The sequence below is a fragment of the Anaerotruncus sp. G3(2012) genome, assembly GCF_000403395.2.
In the GTDB taxonomy this organism is placed as follows: domain Bacteria; phylum Bacillota; class Clostridia; order Oscillospirales; family Ruminococcaceae; genus Anaerotruncus.
Window position 1 is genome coordinate 382,199 of the sequence record NZ_KE159657.1, and the last position, 18,085, is coordinate 400,283.

Annotated in this window: 19 protein-coding genes; all 19 read left to right on the plus strand. The window is 58.7% G+C overall.

The features are described from left to right. Positions 1–3 precede the first annotated feature (3 nt). The 19 genes from C814_RS22035 to C814_RS07725 all read left to right on the plus strand — a co-directional run bounded on the left by C814_RS22035 (position 4) and on the right by C814_RS07725 (position 17,870). Positions 4–1,320, plus strand: a complete 1,317-nt coding sequence (locus tag C814_RS22035; protein ID WP_016315070.1) for a cyclophilin-like fold protein — start codon at positions 4–6, stop codon at positions 1,318–1,320. 10 nt (positions 1,321–1,330) lie between these two features. Continuing rightward, positions 1,331–2,053, plus strand: a complete 723-nt coding sequence (locus C814_RS07655; protein ID WP_016315071.1) for a dihydrofolate reductase family protein — start codon at positions 1,331–1,333, stop codon at positions 2,051–2,053. A gap of 5 nt (positions 2,054–2,058) precedes the next feature. Beyond that, positions 2,059–3,060 carry an aldo/keto reductase gene (locus tag C814_RS07660; RefSeq protein WP_016315072.1) on the plus strand — a complete coding sequence of 334 codons (1,002 nt, stop codon included), beginning with the start codon at positions 2,059–2,061 and terminating at the stop codon, positions 3,058–3,060. A gap of 21 nt (positions 3,061–3,081) precedes the next feature. Further along, positions 3,082–3,639, plus strand: a complete 558-nt coding sequence (locus tag C814_RS07665) for a flavin reductase family protein (RefSeq protein ID WP_016315073.1) — start codon at positions 3,082–3,084, stop codon at positions 3,637–3,639. Between the two features lie 18 nt (positions 3,640–3,657). Further along, entirely contained in the window at positions 3,658–3,984 is a 327-nt protein-coding gene (locus C814_RS07670) for a carboxymuconolactone decarboxylase family protein (RefSeq protein ID WP_022788217.1), read from the plus strand. A gap of 18 nt (positions 3,985–4,002) precedes the next feature. After that, positions 4,003–4,872, plus strand: coding sequence for an aldo/keto reductase (locus tag C814_RS07675; RefSeq protein WP_016315075.1), 870 nt, complete (start codon positions 4,003–4,005; stop codon positions 4,870–4,872). Positions 4,873–4,885: 13 nt separating this feature from the next. Next, positions 4,886–5,260: a nuclear transport factor 2 family protein gene (locus tag C814_RS07680; RefSeq protein WP_016315076.1), complete on the plus strand. Its 375-nt coding sequence runs from the start codon at positions 4,886–4,888 to the stop codon at positions 5,258–5,260. Positions 5,261–5,272: 12 nt separating this feature from the next. Next, entirely contained in the window at positions 5,273–6,115 is an 843-nt protein-coding gene (locus C814_RS07685; protein ID WP_016315077.1) for an aldo/keto reductase, read from the plus strand. A gap of 117 nt (positions 6,116–6,232) precedes the next feature. Next, positions 6,233–7,570, plus strand: a complete 1,338-nt coding sequence (locus C814_RS24470) for a flavodoxin (RefSeq protein ID WP_016315078.1) — start codon at positions 6,233–6,235, stop codon at positions 7,568–7,570. Positions 7,571–7,598: 28 nt separating this feature from the next. Then, positions 7,599–8,771 carry an iron-containing alcohol dehydrogenase gene (locus C814_RS07695; protein WP_016315079.1) on the plus strand — a complete coding sequence of 391 codons (1,173 nt, stop codon included), beginning with the start codon at positions 7,599–7,601 and terminating at the stop codon, positions 8,769–8,771. Between the two features lie 29 nt (positions 8,772–8,800). Further along, the gene (locus C814_RS24060; RefSeq protein WP_016315080.1) at positions 8,801–10,582 is read left to right on the plus strand and encodes a flavodoxin; all 1,782 of its coding nucleotides are present in this window, start codon (positions 8,801–8,803) and stop codon (positions 10,580–10,582) included. 71 nt (positions 10,583–10,653) lie between these two features. After that, entirely contained in the window at positions 10,654–11,418 is a 765-nt protein-coding gene (locus C814_RS22775) for a flavodoxin (protein WP_016315081.1), read from the plus strand. Then, positions 11,415–11,822 (plus strand): hypothetical protein, encoded by a 408-nt coding sequence (locus tag C814_RS24475; protein ID WP_016315082.1) that lies wholly within the window; start codon positions 11,415–11,417, stop codon positions 11,820–11,822. The genes C814_RS22775 and C814_RS24475 overlap by 4 nt, the downstream gene beginning before the upstream one ends. 18 nt (positions 11,823–11,840) lie before the next feature. Continuing rightward, the gene (locus C814_RS07705; RefSeq protein ID WP_016315083.1) at positions 11,841–12,341 is read left to right on the plus strand and encodes a prolyl oligopeptidase family serine peptidase; all 501 of its coding nucleotides are present in this window, start codon (positions 11,841–11,843) and stop codon (positions 12,339–12,341) included. Between the two features lie 17 nt (positions 12,342–12,358). Beyond that, positions 12,359–14,803: a carboxylesterase family protein gene (locus tag C814_RS24065; RefSeq protein WP_016315084.1), complete on the plus strand. Its 2,445-nt coding sequence runs from the start codon at positions 12,359–12,361 to the stop codon at positions 14,801–14,803. A gap of 17 nt (positions 14,804–14,820) precedes the next feature. Then, positions 14,821–15,453, plus strand: coding sequence for a flavodoxin family protein (locus C814_RS07710; RefSeq protein WP_016315085.1), 633 nt, complete (start codon positions 14,821–14,823; stop codon positions 15,451–15,453). Positions 15,454–15,470: 17 nt separating this feature from the next. Continuing rightward, entirely contained in the window at positions 15,471–16,148 is a 678-nt protein-coding gene (locus C814_RS07715; protein ID WP_016315086.1) for a DUF4405 domain-containing protein, read from the plus strand. Positions 16,149–16,194: 46 nt separating this feature from the next. Next, positions 16,195–17,406, plus strand: coding sequence for a D-alanyl-lipoteichoic acid biosynthesis protein DltD (dltD, locus tag C814_RS07720; RefSeq protein WP_016315087.1), 1,212 nt, complete (start codon positions 16,195–16,197; stop codon positions 17,404–17,406). Positions 17,407–17,606: 200 nt separating this feature from the next. Further along, complete coding sequence (locus C814_RS07725) at positions 17,607–17,870, plus strand: hypothetical protein (RefSeq protein ID WP_016315088.1); 264 nt, start codon at positions 17,607–17,609, stop codon at positions 17,868–17,870. The last annotated feature ends 215 nt before the right edge of the window (positions 17,871–18,085 follow it).

The window sequence follows — 18,085 nt, forward strand, 5'->3', positions numbered from 1 at the left end:
ACGATGACCATACGAAAAATCCTGTCCGTTGCCCTTTGCACGGCCCTGCTTACCTCACTGACCGCCTGCGGAGGGAACAGCAGCGGCCCCGTCTCCCACGAAACGCCGGAGTCCCAGGAAACGCTGACCGAGATCACCCTCACCGCCGGGGAGACGGTTCTCTCCGGGGTGCTGTTCGACAACGAGACCGCCAGGGCTTTTGCGGAACTGCTGCCCCTGGATGCCCCTCTCTGGGACCCGGCTCCCGGCTATGCCAGAGCCTTTGACCTGCCCCGGCGGATCACAGACGCCCCGGTCCGCACCCGCGCCTACGAGTTGGGAAGCCTCGCTTATTGGGATGAGGGGCCTTCCATCGCGATCATCTACAACGACAACCGGGAGGAAACGGTGGTCCCGGTGACCGCTATCGGACGGCTGGATGGGGATGTGAGCATCTTTTTTGGCTACGACCAGCCGGTCCATATCGAAGAGGTAAAGGCAGAGGAGGCCCCGCCTCCTGCCAGGGGCGGAGACACTGTTCTCACCGCTCTGCCGGATCCCCGTATCCGTCAGACCTTTTATCTGTGGGAAGAGGGGAACGCTCCGGCAGTGACCGAGTACACGGTGAACAGCGGCGGTTACTTTGACGAGCCGGATTTCCGTCCCACCATCACCAGCTTCCCCGTCCCGGAGGGGACCTCTGTCAAAGGGGCCGTTCTGGTCTGCGCCGGAGGGGCCTTTCAGTTCCGCAGCGATGAGAATGAAGGGACCCCTGTGGCGGAGGCTCTGGCAAAGTTAGGGTATCAGGCGTTTGTTGTAGATTACCGCCTGCGCCCCTATACCCAGCAGGAGGGAGCGCTGGACCTGGCCAGAGCGGTGCGTTTCGTCCGCAAAAATGCGGATCTTTACGGCATCAATCCGAAAGATATTGCGGTGATGGGCTTTTCCGCTGGAGGCATTCTGGCCGGGGAGATGCTTCTGCATTGGGACGGTACGGTCAGTCCCGCCGCCTTGGACAGCAGCTATCTCCCCGATGAGCTGGACGCTGTTTCCGCCGATGCGGCTGCGGATGGGATGATCTATTCCTTCTACGGGCGGCCCAGCGTGGGGACCACCGATGTGGAGCTTCTCCGCTCCGGAGAACTGCCGCCCACCTTCTACTGCTACGGAACAGAGGATCCCTTTTACCGCCAGTTTCTGGCCAACGCCAGTGCCGCCGAGGAGGCAGGCGTCACGGTACAGCGGCTGCAGCTGGACGGAATGCCCCACGGCTTCGGCAGCCGGGGCGACTGGCTGGAGGAGTACGACCGTTTTCTGACGGATGTGTTTTCAGAGAAGTAAGGAGGAAAGTGTGGAAAAACCGTTTGTCGTCTGTCATATGTTTGTATCTATGGACGGGAAGATCGACGGGGCCTTTATGGGCCATCCCGCCGCTGTTCCCGCCCGCACCGAGTACGGAAACCTGCGGAGCTTCTATCGCTGTGACGCCACCCTTTACGGCGCTGTCACCATGGCGGGAGGCTTTGCCGACGGCTGGGAACCCCATATTCCCCACAGCCCTACCCGTTATCCCAAGGAGGACTGGCTGGCTCCCAACGAGGTGAAAAACTATATCCTTTCGGTGGACCCCAAGGGGGAGCTGGCATGGAGCGGTGCCTATATCGAGAGAAAGGGCCGGCCCAAGGCCCACGCGGTGGAGGTGCTGACCGAGCAGGTATCGGAGGACTACCTCGCCTATCTCCGGGGCTTTGGCGTCTCTTATCTTTTTGCCGGAAAGGAGCGGCTGGACTGCGCCCTGCTGCTTCACAAGGCAAAAACGCTGCTGGGGATCCACCGGCTGATGCTGGCCGGTGGCGGGTACAGCAACGGCTCCTTTCTGGCAGGGGGGCTTATCGACGAGGTGAGCCTGGTGGTCGCCCCGGTAGCGGACGGGAATACCAGATCCGTCTCCAGCTTTGAGCGGTTTGATTTTCTGCCGAACCAGCAGCCCGCCGTCTTCTCTCTGCTGGAGGCAAAACGGCTGGACGGGGATGGGCTGTGGCTGCGGTATCAACTCAAGAAAGGGGAGGAGTAAACGCTATGCGTCAAAGAATCCTTGGGAAAGATTTGACGGTTTCGGCGGTGGGCCTTGGGTGCATGGGCTTTTCCCACGCCTACGGTGCCCCCACAAAGGAGCAGGAGGCGGTGGGGCTCATCCGCCAGGCGGCGGAGACAGGCTATACCTTCTTTGGCACCGCCAAAGTTTACGGCACCCCGGACGACCCCCACCAAAACGAGACCCTGGTGGGCAAGGCCCTCCGGGACTGCCGGAATCGAGTAGTCATCGCCACAAAATTCGGCATTCGCTTTGACCAGACCAGCTCGGAGGTCAACAAACCCCTGGTACCGGATTCCCGCCCGGAGGTGATCCGGGCGTCGGTGGAAGCCTCTCTCCGTCGGCTGGGGACCGACTACATCGACCTCTATTACCAGCACCGGCCCGACCCCAATGTCCCCATTGAGGAGGTGGCCGGGGTGATGGCTGACCTCATCCGGGAGGGGAAGATCACCCACTGGGGCCTTTCCGAAGCCGGCGAGGAGACCATCCGCAGGGCCCATGCCGTCTGCCCGGTTACTGCCATCCAGAACCGTTACTCCATGATGGCCCGGTGGCACGAGACCCTTTTCCCCACGCTGGAGGAATTGGGCATCGGCTATGTGGCCTTTTCCCCCTTGGCCAACGGTTTTCTCACCGCCCGGTATGACGCCGGCTCCCGGTTTGAACAGGGGAGCGATTACCGCAGCGTCATGCCCCAATTTACCGCCGAGGGAACCGAAAAAAACCGCCCCCTGCTGGAGTTGCTGCATAATATCGCAGCGGAGAAGAACGCCACCCCCGGTCAGCTTTCCATGGCCTGGATGCTCTGCAAAAAGCCCTGGATCGTCCCCATCCCCGGAACCAGAAAGCTCCAGCGGATGGTGGAGAACGCCGGGGCGGCGGAGGTGATCCTTACCCCGGAGGAGGTGGGGGCCATCGACCGGGCCCTGGACAGGATGGAGATGTCCGAGGTGTTCGGCGGAAGCCGGATCGCCAAGCGATGATAAAAGAAAAGGAGTATTGTTATGAGAAAGAATTTTGGAGCGAACCCCTGGTTTTATCCCCTGCCGGTGCTCATCATCGGAACCTATGGCGAGGACGGTACTGCCGACGCCATGAACGCCGCCTGGGGCGGGCTGTATGACCGGGACAAGGTGGAGCTCTGCCTCAGCGCGGGGCATAAGACCACCCGGAATATCAAGGCCAGAGGAGCCTTTACCGTCAGCTTTGCCGATGCCGCCCATGTGGTGGAGGCGGACTATGTGGGGCTGGTTTCCGCCAACCAGGAGCCAAGGAAGCTGGAAAAGGCGGGGCTGCACACCACAAAGAGCGAATTTGTGGACGCTCCCCTCATCGACGAATTTCCCCTGACCCTGGAGTGCAGGCTCCTGAAGGTCACCGAGGACGGGAATATCATCGGGCAGATCGTGAATGTCAGCGCCGACCAGCGCATTTTGGGGGAGGACGGAAAGCCCGACCCCGCCAAGCTCCGGGCTATCGCCTTCGACCCGGTGGGAAACGGCTATCTGGTGCTGGGGGAAAGAGTTGGGAATGCCTTCAGCGATGGGGCGAAACTGCAATAAGGAAAGGAAGGCTTTATGATGGAAAAAGTGACCGCAGGCAGAGACGCCATGAGCGAATTTGCCCCTAAATTTGCCGAACTCAACGATGATGTCCTCTTTGGGGAGGTCTGGTCCAGGAAGGAGCAGCTCTCCCCCAGGGATCGCAGCCTCATCACCGTTTCCGCCCTGATGGCCAGCGGTATCCTGGATTCCTCCCTGCTGCACCATATCCAGCGGGCAAAGGCCAACGGCGTCACCGCCGTGGAGATGGCGGAGGCGCTGACCCAGCTGGCCTTCTATGCCGGCTGGCCCAAGGCCTGGGCGGCTCTGCGGATGGCGAAGGAAGTTTATGGGGAGCAGAAATGAACCAGGAGGTGTTTGAGAATGGATTTTGTTACACTGAATAACGGCATAAAGATGCCGCTGGAGGGTTTTGGTGTTTTTCAAGTACGGGATAAGGAAGAATGCAGACGGTCGGTGCTGGATGCTATCCGTGCGGGTTACCGGCTGATTGATACGGCGGCCTCCTATACCAATGAGGATGCCGTCGGCCAGGCGGTGCGGGAGGCGATTGCCGAAGGGATCTGCACCCGGGAGGAGTTATTCATTACCTCCAAGATGTGGGTACAGGATATGCAGAGCTATGACACGGCAAAAAAGGCTATCCATGCTTCCCTGGAGAAAATGGGGCTGGAATATCTGGACCTCTATCTGCTTCACCAGGCAATGAAGGATTATTTCAGCGCCTGGAGAGCCATGGAGGATGCTTACCGGGAAGGAAAGCTGAGAGCCATCGGCGTTTCCAATTTTTACCCGCATATCCTGACCAATTTCTGCGAAACGGTGGAGATAAAGCCTGCCGTTAATCAGGTGGAGCTGCACCCCTTCTTTTCACAGGAAGCGGCACTGGAAACCATGCGGTACTATCAGGTACAGCCGGAGGCATGGGCCCCGCTGGGCGGCGGGCGGTATGCGCCCTTTGAGAACGAGAGCCTGTCCGCCATCGCAAAGGCCCACAGCAAAAGCATCGGGCAGATTATGCTGCGCTGGAATGTGCAGCGCGGCGTGGTGGTGATCCCCAAATCCACCCACAGGGAACGGATTGTGGAAAATTTGGATATTTGGGATTTTTCACTGAGCGGAGAGGAAATGCGGCAGATAGACGCGCTGGATATGGGCTATACCGGCACGGCAATCAAACACTTCGATCCGGATTTTGTCCGGATGTGCGTCACTCGAAGAATTCATGATTAGGGAGGACCCCGATATGACAAAGCGGATAATCACCATATCGGATAAATTCTGGAAAGCGATGGAAACCGCCGATGAGGCCGGTATGCGTGCTCTTGCGGCGCCGGACTGTACCTTTGTCCACATCGGCGTTACCTGTGGGCTTGATAAGGAAATTGAGTGCTATACAAGCGGCCTTTTCAAGCCCACGGAACTGGTATTTCATAGCAAGAGCGCCCGCGTCTACGGTGATACGGCCGTTGTGATTACCGACTGCGATTACGGCTTGCTGCTTGACGGCAAGCCAACAACGCACCATTTTGCCGTAACCGAGGTTTACAGCCTTATTGAGGGCCAATGGAGGCTTGTACAGTTTAGCTTTACTGCTCTTGTTTATCCATCATCAAAATAAAGGAGGAATTATATGGATTTTGTCACACTGAATAACGGCATAAAAATGCCCCAGCTGGGCTATGGGGTCTATCAGGTAAAAAACAGCGAATGCGAACGGTGCGTTCTGGATGCCATAGAGGTGGGCTACCGCTCCATTGATACCGCCCAGGCCTATGGCAACGAGGAAGCGGTGGGCCGGGCAGTGAAGAAAAGCGGCGTTCCCCGCAGCGAGCTGTTTCTCACCACCAAGGTCTGGATTTCCAATGCCGGTTACGAAAAGGCAAAGGCATCGATTGAGCAGTCGCTCAAGAAGCTGGGAACCGATTATATCGACCTGCTGCTCATCCATCAGCCCTTTGGCGACTACTACGGCACCTGGCGGGCGATGGAGGAGGCCTATAAGATAGGCTACCTTCGGGCTATTGGCGTTTCCAATTTTTATCCTGACCGGCTTATTGACCTGTGCAGATTCGTGGAGGTCACCCCGGCGGTGAACCAGGTGGAAACCCATGTGTTCCAGCAGCAGAAAAAGGCCCATGAGTATATGCTGAAATACGAGGTCCAGCACGAAAGCTGGGGCCCCTTTGCCGAAGGACGCAAGGATTTTTTTACCAATCCCACCCTGACAGCAATCGGGGCAAAGCACGGAAAAACCGCTGCCCAGGCCGCTTTGCGCTTCCTGCTCCAAAGCGGCGTGGTGGTGATTCCCAAGTCCACCCATAAGGAGCGGATGGTCCAGAATTTCGATGTGTTCGACTTCCAGCTCCCGCCGGAGGATATGGCCGCCATTGCCACTTTGGACGAGGGGGAAAGCCTGTTTTTCTCCCATTATGACCCCGCCACTGTGGAAATGATCACCGGGCTGAAAAGATAGCCGACTGCAAACCCAAAGGTATAAACCCACTAACCAATCGAGACTTCTCCGGGAGTCTCGATTTTTTTATAATAGAGATATGGAAAAAACATTTTCCGTCTGAAAGGAGAACAAACGATGTCCCAGTTCAAGAGATTTTTCACCTTTGTTTTAGCGGGAATGACCGCCCTTTCCCTGTTGGCGGGATGCAGCCAGCAATCCTCCTCCGGCAGTACGTCCCAGAGCCAGCCTTCTTCGGCGGCCCCCTCCGGCAGCCCGGCTTCTTCATCTTCGGAAAATCCTGCTTCTAAAACGGACGCCGCACCTTCGGAAAGCCAGCCAGCTTCGGCATCCTCCGAATCCGCTCCGGCTGAACCGGAGACCGGTAAGACCCTGGTCCTCTACTTTTCTGCCAGCGGCAACACCAAGGCGGTGGCGGAAACCATTGCAACTGCTGCCGGATCCGAGCTTTACGAGCTGACCCCTGCTGAGCCTTACACCAGCGATGATCTGCGGTGGACAAATCCCGACAGCCGGGTAAACACCGAACACAACGACCCCGCCCACCGCACCGCCATCGCCGGGGAGCTTCCCGACCTTGCCGCCTACGATACCATCTTCCTGGGCTATCCTCTGTGGTGGCGGGAGGCCCCCAGCATCGTCTGGAACTTTATGGAGAACGCCGACCTTTCCGGCAAGACCATCATCCCCTTCTGCACCTCCACCTCGGACGGCATTGAGGGCAGCGTGGAGACCCTTCGGGGCATGGCTCCCGCCGCCAACTGGATGCAGGGACGCCGGTTCGGGGAAAACCTAAACGAGTCCGCCGTCACCCAATGGGTAAACAGCCTGGAGCTGGAAGCCGATGGATCCAGCCAGCCCGCCGCTCCGGAGGGCACTTCGGCTGAACCCGCATCGACGGGAACGAATGCCCTTGTGGTGTACTTCTCCGTCCCGGAGGATGTGGACACCACCGGTGTGGACGCTATCGCTGGGGCCAGCGTACTGGTCTCAAATGGTACGGCCCTGGGCAACATGGAGTACATGGCGGGGATCATTCAGCGGGAGACCGGGGCGGACAGCTACCGCATCGTGGAGCAGAACGCCTATCCCCGCGACCATCAGCCCCTCATCGACCAGGCCCAGCAGGAGCAGAGAAACAACGACCGCCCTGCCATCGCCGGGGAACTGCCTGACCTTTCCGGATATGATGTCATCTACCTGGGCTACCCCAACTGGTGGGGCGATATGCCCATGATCCTCTACACCTTCCTGGACGCTGTGGATCTCTCCGGCAAGACGGTCGTTCCCTTCTGTGTCCACGGCGGCAGCGGCTTCTCCGGCACCATCCGCACCATTCGCCAGCTGGAGCCGGGGGCCGAGGTTCTGGACGGCCTCACCATCTCCCGGAACAGCATTGGGGGTGCGGAGCAGGAGATCGTCACCTGGGTAAACGGATTACCGGTCAATCAGTAAGCGAATGAGCAAACGAGGAGGAGCGGTTATGAATAACTTTATCTTTGAAAATGCCACCAAGACTTTTTTCGGCAAGGGCTGCGTCGGGGAATACCTCTGCTGCCTTGCCAAGCACTACGGAAAAAATGTCCTGCTCTGCTACGGCGGAGGCTCCATCAAAAAGAACGGCGTCTATGACGAGGTGATGGAAAGCCTCCGCAAAGCCGGGAAGAATGTCACCGAGTTTTCCGGCATCATGTCCAACCCCACCTACCAAAAGGTTCTGGAGGGAGCGCGGCTGGCCCGTGAAAATCAGATCGACCTGATCCTCGGCGTGGGCGGCGGTAGCGTCATGGACTGCTGCAAGGCCATCTCTCTAGCGGCGGTCTACGAGGGGGATGTCTGGGCGGACTTCTGGGCCCGCCCCGGCATCATCGACTTTGAGCCTCTTCCCCTGGGCGTCATCGTCACCGCCGCCGGAACTGGCAGCGAAATGAACGGCGGCGCGGTCATCACCAACGAGGAGCTGAAAATCAAGACCGGCAGGGATTATCCCAGATGCAACCCCAAATTTGCCCTGCTGGATCCCTCCTACACCTTCAGCGTCCCCAAGCGGCAGATGGTTTCCGGCGGCTTTGACACCCTTTCCCATATCATGGAGATCTACTTTAGCCGCCCGGATGAGGAGAATGTCTCCGACGACATCGCCGAGGGGCTGATGCGGGGGGTGATCCGGGACCTGCGGGCCGCCGTCAAAGACCCCCTGGACTACACCGCCCGCTCGAACCTGATGTGGGAGGCCACCATGGCGGAGAACCGCATCATCAAGCTGGGCAAGCAGACTGACTTCCAGTGTCACATGATGGAGCATTCCCTGGGGGCCTACACCGACTGCAACCACGGCGAAGGGCTGGCGGTGCTGCACCCCGCCTACTACCGCCGTATCTGCGAAGCCGGGGCGGAGAAGTTCGCCCGGTTCGCTGTCCGGGTCTGGGGCGTTTCCCCGGAGGGAAAGACCCAGGAGGAGCTGGCAAGGGCCGGGGTGGAGGCGCTGGCGGACTTCATCCGGGAGATCGGGATGCCTGCCACCCTGAAGGAGCTGGGCATCACCCCGGAGAACACCGACCTTCTGGCGGTGGCCAACTCCTGCGCCATCGTCTCCGGTAGCTACAGGAAACTGAGCCATGAGGAGATCTATGAGATCTTCCGGGAGTGTCTGTAACATTTAATTCTTTCAAAAGGAGAGCCACCATGAAAAGAATAAAAAAAATTCTGACTTTTCTATTAGCGGGCGTCACCGCCCTCTCCATGCTGGCAGGATGCCAGACGGCACCCTCATCCTCCAGCCAACCATCTTCTTCCTCACAGCCTTCCTCCGCACCGGAGGTTTCCCAGCCGGAGGAGGACGGCGTTCTCCGCATCCGGGAACAGGGCCTTTTCTCCGCCGGGGGCATCACCGTCACCTCGGAGGGAACCTTTTACCCGGAGAACCAGTGGGAGGACACCGGAGCCGGGCAGACCGCTCATGTGGACCACGCCAATGTCTTTTATCAGATCCCTGCCGATGAAACCGGCCTGCCTATGGTGTTCCTCCACGGCTACGGCCAGTCCCGGATGGGATGGATGACCACCCCCGATGGCCGGGAGGGCTGGTCCGATCTGTTTCTCAAAAAAGGCCACAGCGTTTTCCTCATCGACGAGCCCCGGCGGGGAGAGGCTGGCGGCACTTCGGTAGCGGGAACCATCAGTACCAAGACCCTGGATCAGCGGTGGTACACCCAGTTCCGCATCGGGCGCTGGGTGGACGGGAAATCGGTGGCCAACGAGGGGAGCCAGTTCCCCAACGACGACGCCTCGGTGGACCAGTTCTTCCGCCAGATGACCCCGGACACCGGCATGAGCAGCGACATGGGCGGGGATTTTGACAACGAAACCGTTTCCAAGGCTGTCGCCGCCACCATCGACGAGGTCTATGCCCGCACCGGCAAAAATTCCATCCTGGTGACCCATTCCCAGGGCGGCGGTCCCGGCTGGACAGCGGCAAATTACACCGACCATATCGCGGCTATCATCGCCATCGAGCCCGGCGGCGCCCCCGGAGCGGACAGCCCTGACTTTGCGGCGGTGCTTTCCAAAAATATCCCCGTCACCATCTACTTTGGCGATTACATTGACAACGGCGATCCCGCCATCCAGGCAACCGGAATGTGGCAGATGATGCGCCAGGCCTGCTACGCCTTCCGGGATGCCTATAACGCCCAGGGCGGAAACTGCACCGTCGTTGATCTTCCCCAGGAGGGCATCACCGGCAACGACCACTTCCTGTTCCAGGACCTGAACAACGATGTCATCGCAGACCACGTGGAAAACTGGATCGGGGCCAATGTCAGCGCCGACGGGACCTATGCGCCCATCCAGGTTTCCGCTCCTGCCAGCAGCGAATCCGAACCGGCACCGGAGGAGCAGCCCTCCGGCAGCGAACCCGAACCGGAAACAGCGGCCCCGGCTTCTTCCAGCGAGCCTGCCCCTGAAGCCCCCGTGGAGCCTGAGAGCGGAAAAACGCTGGTGGTCTACTTCTCCGCCAGCGGCAACACCAAGGCGGTGGCGGAAGTGATCGCCAAAACCGTCGGAGCGGACACCTATGAGCTTACCCCGGCGGAGCCTTATACCAGCGCCGACCTCAACTGGACCGATGAAAACAGCCGGGTCAACCGGGAGCACAATGACCCCAGTCACCGCACCGCCCTGGCCGGCACTCCGGACCTCTCCGGCTATGATACGATTTTCCTGGGCTACCCCCTGTGGTGGCGGGAGGCTCCCAGCATCGTCTGGAACTTTGTGGAGAACGCCGATCTTTCCGGCAAGACCATGATCCCCTTCTGCACCTCCACCTCCAGCCCCTTCGGCAGCAGCGGCGACACCTTAAAGGGAATGGCTCCCAACGCCAACTGGCTTGCCGGTGAACGCTTTGGCGAAAACCTGAATGAAAGCGCTGTTACCCAGTGGGTGAACAGCTTAAACCTTGCCGGTTAAGAAAATTTGTGATGAGGGGGAGCCGGGAAGATAAAAACCCGGTTCCCCCATTTCGGAAAGTGAGGCACAACATGAAGAAGCTCCTTCTCTTGCTTATGGCTGCGGCAATCGTCCTTTCCCTTGCCGCCTGTGGCGGGAATGCTCCCTCATCCCAATCACCGTCTCCTGCGGCAGATGCCGCTTCTCCGGCTGCGGATACGCCCTCTTCTTCCACTGAATTTTCGGAGCCCACAGAACCCTCCCTGTCCTCCAAAGGGGAGGAAGACGCAGAGGGAGAAGAGGGCGGCTCCAGCAGCAACATCCTTATCGCCTACTTTACGGCAGCGGAAAACAGCGGGGTGGACGCTATCGCTTCCGCCAGCTTTACCACCATAAACGGAACAGCGGTGGGCCGTCTGCGGGCGGTGGCGGATATGATCCAGGCAGAAACCGGCGGCGACCTGTTCTCTATTCAGACCTCTGTTGTTTATCCTGCCGATGGCGGCGAACTCATCAACTACGCCTCCCAGGAGCAGGCTGACAATGCCCGCCCGGAGCTGACCAGCCATATTGAAAACTTAGACCAATACGATGTGATCTTCGTCGGCTTTCCCACATGGTGGTACGATCTGCCCCAGGTGCTGTACAGCTTTTTTGACGAGTACGATTTTTCCGGAAAGACCATCGTCCCCTTTAATGTCCACAACGGCAGCCGCTTTTCCGGCACCATTGGCACCATTAAAGAATTAGAACCGGGGGCCACCGTGGTCGAGGACGGATTTACCGTCAGCGAACAAACGGTGGCGGCGGCACAGGCCGATGTTGCCCAGTGGGTAGAAGGGCTGGGATACAAATGAGCTGGAAGGAAAAAGGAACGGCTCTTGCGCTGGCGTTGCTTCTGACTGGGTGCGGGGCGCCGGAAAGTACAAGCGGCCTTCCTGCCGAAGCCGCGCCCTCTATGGCATCCTCTTCCCAGGTCCGGCCGGAGAGCAGCCTCTCACCGGGATCGGAAGTTTCTGTCGGGGAAAGCAGTTTCTCCGCTCCAGCAGAAACCGACCTGCCGGCCATGCAGACCGGCCTTGTCCGGGAGCAGCTTTTGGACAGCGAGGAAAGCCCCATCCATTACAGCTATTTCCTGCCGGAGAACTACGACGGCCAAAAAGCATACCCTCTCGTAATGACCATGCCCGGCTATGACCGGATGTGGTTCGGGGAAGATTCCTCCGGCAGCAACCTCACCTGGAACGGTTTTACCGCCTGAACAGAGTACCCGGAAGAGATGATCGTGGTATCCGCCCAGCTTACCGATTGGGGAGAGACCTCCGCCAAGCAGGCTGTTTGCCTGACAGAGCATTTTATCGAGAATTTTGCGGTGGACAAAAGCCGTGTCTACGCCGCCGGGTATTCGGCGGGCGGGGAAACCATGTCCAGAGCGGTGGCGATGCGGCCCGACCTGTATGCCGCCTACCTCCACGGCGGCTCCCAGTGGGATGGGGACTACACGCCGGTGGCGGAAAACGGTGTGGCGGTTTATATCTTTATGGCGGAGAACGACGAATATTATGGCTCCCAGAAGGCCCGCGACGCTTACAACAATCTATATGGGGCATACCAAAAGGCCGGATACACAGAGGAGCAGACCGCGGCGGTTTTGCAGGCGGAGATACCGGACAACGCCTATTTCAATGCCTTGGGCATTTATAATTATCACGGCGGCGGGTCGGTCGTGTTTGACGATGAAAAAGTCCTCCGCTGGATCCTTTCCCACCAAAAATCCTAGCAGAAAGGAACATCTACATGAAACGGACAAAGCAAATTTTATCCGTCCTGATGGCAGGAGCGATGATCCTGTCCCTGACCGCCTGCGGACAGCAGCCGGCCCCCTCTTCCCAGCAAAGCTCTCAATCGGAACCTCCCGCTTCTTCCTCCGCCTCGAAGGAGGTTCTGGAGGAGGGCGTTGTGCGAACCACTGCCGGACTCGTTCGCGGTACAGATACAAACGGTATTCTCCGGTATCTGGGCGTTCCCTATGCTCAGGCAAAGGAGCGCTTTGTCCCCGCCGTTGCGGCAGACTCTTGGGAAGGGGTCCGGGAAGCGGACAGCTACGGTCCCATCTCGCCCCAGGGCGCCATCCCCGGACTGGGCGGAGGAGACGGCCAGGAGGGCACCGACAACAACTGCCAGAATCTGAACCTCTGGACGCCGGGCATCCGGGACGGGAAAAAGCGCCCCGTGATGGTCTGGCTCCATGGCGGCGGCTTTTCCTCCGGCTCCGGCAACGAGGCGGGATATGACGGAGAGGCGCTCAGCCGCAGCGGGGATGTGATAGTGGTGGCAGTCAACCACCGGCTCAATGTCTTCGGCCATCTGGACCTGTCCGCCTATGGGGAAAAATATCAGGATTCCGCCAATGTGGGAATCACCGATATTGTGGCGGCGCTCCAGTGGGTCCAGAAGAACATCGAAGCCTTTGGTGGCGACCCGGAAAATGTCACCGTCTTTGGACAGTCTGGCGGCGGGGCCAAGGTGCTGACGCTGATGACCGCTCCCTCCGCCAAGGGATTGTTCCATAAGGGTATCGTACAGAGCGGCGCCACCGAGACGATGGGGGTACGCTTCAATACCCAGGCTTCCAGCACAAGGCTGGCAGAAAACCTCCTCTCCATCCTGGAGATCTCCCCTGAGAATGTGGAGGAATTGCAAACTGTTGCCACAGACAGGCTGGAAGAGGCAGCCGCCCAGGCTCTTCAGCAGACGGGGGAGGAGCTTCAGATCCCTGCCGCTCTGGGTGGAGGATATTCGATGGATTGGGAGCCGGTGGTGGATGGTATCTTCCTGCCCACTGACCCGGTTACCGAGACCTCTTTTGCCGAGGCGGGGCGGGATGTCCCCCTGCTGATTGGCAGTAATCTCAATGAATGGAGCGGCTTTCTTCCTGCCGACCCCATTCAGCATACGGCGGAGTTAGATACCGCTGTTCAGGCAACCTATCCGACCAAGGAAGGACTGACCGCGGAACAGATCGACAGCACAGTGATCCGTCTGCCCCTTCTCAAGATCATGACCCATAAAGCGGTCCAAGACGGCGCGCCGGTCTACGCCTATGTCTTTACCTACGGCAATTCCTATCACGGTGCAGAGATCCCCTATGTCTTTGCCAATGCGTCCGGCTCCCCGGAGGAGACCGCTCTGGCCGAACAGATGAGCCAGGCCTGGGTAACCTTTGCCCGCAGCGGCGTTCCTGCTGCCCAAGGCCTGCCGGAGTGGGAGCCCTACACCTATGACGGCGGGGCCACCATGCTGCTGGATACCGTTTCCGAGCTGGTCCATGGCCACGATCGGGAATTGATGGCCCTTCTGGCCCCGGACTACGATTATACTGCCAGCGGGGAAACCGGCATTCTTACCACCCAAGCGGAAGTGACCTTCCCCATCGGGATGGAGCTGGGGCCAAGCTTTACCGGCAGCGCCTACCTTGCCCCCATGATCCAGAACGATGACACCTACAATTTCCCCGCCACCAACAACATCGTCTTTGCCCCCGGCTCACGGAGCAGTTGGCACAGCCACGGCGGTATGGTCATCATTGGTACCGGCGGCGTGGGATACTACCAGGAGGAGGGAAAGCCCGCCCGGATCATCCGCAAGGGGGATGTGGTGGAATGCCCGGCAGGGGTTCGCCATTGGCACGGGGCCGCCCCGGACAGCTGGTTTTCCCAGATCGTAATTTTTGACTCCCATTACACCCCCTCCGCAGACGCCGCCCCGGATGCTCCTGTCACCGATGAGGAGTATGCAAACCTCACCACCGAAGAGGTGGAAAGCGGTACACAGGGAGACAGCCTGATGTTCCATCAAGGGGAGCAGCCCTTCCAAAGCCCCACCTTCAGTGGAACGGCTTACCTTTCCTCCGTTCTGGAGGAACAAAACGCAGCGGGGGCGCCAGGACTTCACTATGTGGTGTTTGAACCGGGGGTTATCAACAACTGGCATACCCATGAAGGGGGACAGATCCTCATCGCTACCGATGGCATCGGCTACCACCAGATCGAGGGACAGCCGGTGGAGGTGCTTCATCCGGGAGATGTGGCCCTCTGTCCTCCTGGCGTGAAGCACTGGCACGGCGGCAGCGCCGGAACCACCTTTGCTCATATCGCGGTCAATACCAATCCGGATAAACCGGGAGTGGAATGGTTCGACCGCATTTCTGACGAAGAATACGCAAAACTTCCCACAGAATGAAAAGGAGAGTGTCTGAGATGAAAGTATTACTGGTCAACGGAGGCCCCCACAAGAACGGCTGCACCTTTACCGCCCTTACCCAGATCGCCGACACCTTAAAGGAAGAAGGGGTGGAAAGCGAGATCTGCTGGATCGGCAACAAGCCCATTTCCGGCTGTTTGGGCTGTCGTGGCTGTGCCAAGAAAAAGGCCTGCGTTATCGACGACAAGGTCAACGAGTTTTTGGACCTGGCGGCGGACTTTGACGGCTTTATCTTTGGCTCCCCCGTTCACTGGGCAGGGGCTACCGGTGCCATCACCTCTTTTTTGGATCGGGTGTTTTACGCCGATTTTTGCAGCGGACGCAGTAATTTTTACCTGAAGCCTGCGGCGGCCATTATGTCCGCCCGCCGGGCCGGAACCACCGCCACCTGGGACCAGATGAACAAATACTTCGGCCTCATGCAGATGCCCATCGTCACCTCCCGGTACTGGAACATGGTCCACGGTGCCGCCCCCGACCAGGTAAAGGAGGACCTGGAGGGGATGCAGTGTATGCGCTTTTTGGCCCGGAACATGGCCTGGTTCCTCCGTTGTAAGGAGGCCGGGGAGAAGGCCGGCGTCCCCCTTCCCCGGCAGGAGCAGATCACCTTTACCAACTTTATCCGATAAGGGAAAGGAGGCCCCCGATGGGCAGGAAACAAACCCTGAAAATAACGGTAGACGCCCTGATGACCCTGGCCCTTCTGATGCTTATGGCCTATGAGCTGATCGGCCAGACCACCCATGAGATTACCGGTACTGCGATGCTGCTGCTGTTTGTGGCCCACCATCTTCTGAACCGGAGCTGGCATAAAAATCTGTTCCGGGGGCGGTACAGCCCCTACCGCGTGTTCCAGACGGCGTTGGCAGCGGCTATCTTCCTTTTGATGGTGGTCCAGGGAGTAAGCGGCGTAATGCTTTCCCGGCATCTGTTCACCTTCCTGCCCATCCAGGGAGGGGCCTACTGGGCCCGCGGCCTCCATATGCTGGGGGCTTATTGGAATTTCGTCCTGATGAGCCTGCACCTGGGGCTCCACTGGTCGATGGTGCTGCCCCCACTGGGAAAGGCTTTCCGGGGAAAAGCTGTCCTTCTCCCGGTGGCAGGAGCCGCGGTGGCCCTCTTTGGCGTTACCGCTTTCCTCCGCCGGGAGGTGGGGGCCTACCTTCTGGGGCAGATCCAGTTTGCCTTCTTCGACTTTGAAGAACCGCTGGTCCTTTTCTTCCTGGATTATCTGGCCATTATGGGCCTGTTCGTTTGGACGGGGCATTATTTGGGGCTGCTGCTTCGGAAACTTTCCCGGCCCCGGAAGGGAGGACAAAAATGACGCTGGTGAAACGGCTTCTTGCCGCTCTGATTCGGGAGAAACAGGCATGAGACAGGCGGCAAAACAGATTTTCCTTCCCAGCTTGGCGCTGCTCCTGGCGGTTTCCCTGACCTTTCTGGGGGCAGGGGCCGCTGTCACCGGCACCATGCCCCCCTGGCGGGACAGCGTGGGAGATGTGAACCATACTGAAAAGATCACCGGGACTTATCTGGTGGAGCAGTCCGCCGGACAGGAGGACACGCTGCTCCTTTTCGGCTCCAGTGAGCTGCGGACCGCCGAAATTTCCACCCACCCGGCCAATTTCTTCGCCGGGAAACGGGCGGGCTTTCAGGTGGACCTCATCGGACGGGGCTCCTGCCAGTCGCTGATCCACGCCCTGCAAATTGCCGCCTCCGGGGACTCTCTTCGAGGGAAAAGGGTGGTGCTGATCACCTCCCCCCAGTCCTATGTGGAGGGCGGCATCGCCCCGGACCTGTTTATGGCGAACTTTTCTGTCCAGGGGTACCTGGAGCTGTTGGCAGACGACTCCCTCTCGGACGAGGTGAAGGTCTACCTTTCCCGGCGGGTGGCAGAGTTGATGGAGGAATACAAGGCTTTGCCCGATGCCGCTCCGGTGGACCCGGCCATCGCCGCTTTGGCCGAGCATACCGCAGAGCCGGCCCTTCTTTCCGGCATAGGAAATGCGATTCTTTCCCCCTATTATGTCGCCAGACGCTGGCTGTACGAATTAAAGGACAAGGCTTCGGTTCGGGATATTCTGGCAGCTGGTGAGGATTTCTCTGTCCCCGGAAAGCTGCCCGCCATCGACTGGGCCGCCGAGGAAGAAGCCGCCATCACCGAGGGCAAAGCCATGAGCGGCAACAACGACTTCTGGATGCTGGACGACTATTATACCACCTACATTGGCTCCCGGCTGGAGCGGCAGAGAGACCGGGACGCAGACCTCAGCTATTCTCAATCTAAGGAATACGACGACCTGCGGATGCTTTTCGCTGTCTGCCGGGAAAAAGGAATCCAGCCGCTGTTTATCCATGTGCCGCTCCACGGGCCCTGGAGCGACTACACCGGCTTTGGCGCGGACCGCCGGGCGGAGTACTACCAAAATGTCCGGGGGATTGCGGCGGAATACGGTGTTCAGACATTGGATCTCACCGGGCACGAGTACGAGGAATATTTTATGTGCGACACCATGCACCTGGGATGGAAGGGGTGGCTTGCGGTTGATAAAGCGCTTATCGAATATTATTACGGCGGGTAAGGAGTGGGTATTTGCCCATGCCGCCGCCCGGTACGGCTGGTATCTGCTGGCGGCGGTGGGATTGCTCCTTTTCTGGCTTCTCTCTCTGGAGGGGGAGATTGCTTTTGTGTATAGTGCGTTTTGATGATGGACAGCAATCCTTTGCCGCTAATATTCAAAAAAACTGGTCCCTATTGTTATTAAGGAATGGAGGTCATCAAATGTTACTCTCAAGATCCCATCTGTACTATATCAAAAAAGAGAAGGACCGGCGTGCCAGGGTCCTCTCCGCCAAAATTTGCAGAGAGTTTGAGAGCACAACTACCTCCCTCTACATAAAGATGATCAAACGCCATATGAGCCTGGAGCTGAACCAAAAGTTCGGCATCCAGCGGTTAGAACAGAGGGATGACAGCCTTTTCCCGGAATATCTGAAGGCGGTCCACGAGTATCAGTTCTCCTATGGCGGTAAAACCTTTGGATAACAACAGGGCAGCAGAAATCCTGCTGCCCTGTCGGTCTGTCGTCAATAAAAGCTCGCCGGGCCGGTTCAACATAAGGTTATTTATGTTGAGCTGGCCCCTTTCCTTTCTGTTGTTTTCCCCTTCCAGTTCAACATAACTGCCGGGCTTCCGTGGAAAAACGAGTTCGACATAAATAAATTGAACCCCTGTTGCAAATTCCCCTCTTTCCTCCTATG

What these genes read in the sequence shown, in the direction of transcription:
- C814_RS22035 (WP_016315070.1), top strand. Translation starts at nt 4, where the DNA reads ATGACCATACGAAAAATCCTGTCCGTTGCCCTTTGCACGGCCCTGCTT.
- C814_RS07660 (WP_016315072.1), top strand. Translation starts at nt 2,059, where the DNA reads ATGCGTCAAAGAATCCTTGGGAAAGATTTGACGGTTTCGGCGGTGGGC.
- C814_RS07665 (WP_016315073.1), top strand. Translation starts at nt 3,082, where the DNA reads ATGAGAAAGAATTTTGGAGCGAACCCCTGGTTTTATCCCCTGCCGGTG.
- C814_RS07670 (WP_022788217.1), top strand. Translation starts at nt 3,658, where the DNA reads ATGGAAAAAGTGACCGCAGGCAGAGACGCCATGAGCGAATTTGCCCCT.
- C814_RS07675 (WP_016315075.1), top strand. Translation starts at nt 4,003, where the DNA reads ATGGATTTTGTTACACTGAATAACGGCATAAAGATGCCGCTGGAGGGT.
- C814_RS07680 (WP_016315076.1), top strand. Translation starts at nt 4,886, where the DNA reads ATGACAAAGCGGATAATCACCATATCGGATAAATTCTGGAAAGCGATG.
- C814_RS07685 (WP_016315077.1), top strand. Translation starts at nt 5,273, where the DNA reads ATGGATTTTGTCACACTGAATAACGGCATAAAAATGCCCCAGCTGGGC.
- C814_RS24470 (WP_016315078.1), top strand. Translation starts at nt 6,233, where the DNA reads ATGTCCCAGTTCAAGAGATTTTTCACCTTTGTTTTAGCGGGAATGACC.
- C814_RS07695 (WP_016315079.1), top strand. Translation starts at nt 7,599, where the DNA reads ATGAATAACTTTATCTTTGAAAATGCCACCAAGACTTTTTTCGGCAAG.
- C814_RS24060 (WP_016315080.1), top strand. Translation starts at nt 8,801, where the DNA reads ATGAAAAGAATAAAAAAAATTCTGACTTTTCTATTAGCGGGCGTCACC.
- C814_RS22775 (WP_016315081.1), top strand. Translation starts at nt 10,654, where the DNA reads ATGAAGAAGCTCCTTCTCTTGCTTATGGCTGCGGCAATCGTCCTTTCC.
- C814_RS24475 (WP_016315082.1), top strand. Translation starts at nt 11,415, where the DNA reads ATGAGCTGGAAGGAAAAAGGAACGGCTCTTGCGCTGGCGTTGCTTCTG.
- C814_RS07705 (WP_016315083.1), top strand. Translation starts at nt 11,841, where the DNA reads ATGATCGTGGTATCCGCCCAGCTTACCGATTGGGGAGAGACCTCCGCC.
- C814_RS24065 (WP_016315084.1), top strand. Translation starts at nt 12,359, where the DNA reads ATGAAACGGACAAAGCAAATTTTATCCGTCCTGATGGCAGGAGCGATG.
- C814_RS07710 (WP_016315085.1), top strand. Translation starts at nt 14,821, where the DNA reads ATGAAAGTATTACTGGTCAACGGAGGCCCCCACAAGAACGGCTGCACC.
- C814_RS07715 (WP_016315086.1), top strand. Translation starts at nt 15,471, where the DNA reads ATGGGCAGGAAACAAACCCTGAAAATAACGGTAGACGCCCTGATGACC.
- dltD (WP_016315087.1), top strand. Translation starts at nt 16,195, where the DNA reads ATGAGACAGGCGGCAAAACAGATTTTCCTTCCCAGCTTGGCGCTGCTC.
- C814_RS07725 (WP_016315088.1), top strand. Translation starts at nt 17,607, where the DNA reads ATGTTACTCTCAAGATCCCATCTGTACTATATCAAAAAAGAGAAGGAC.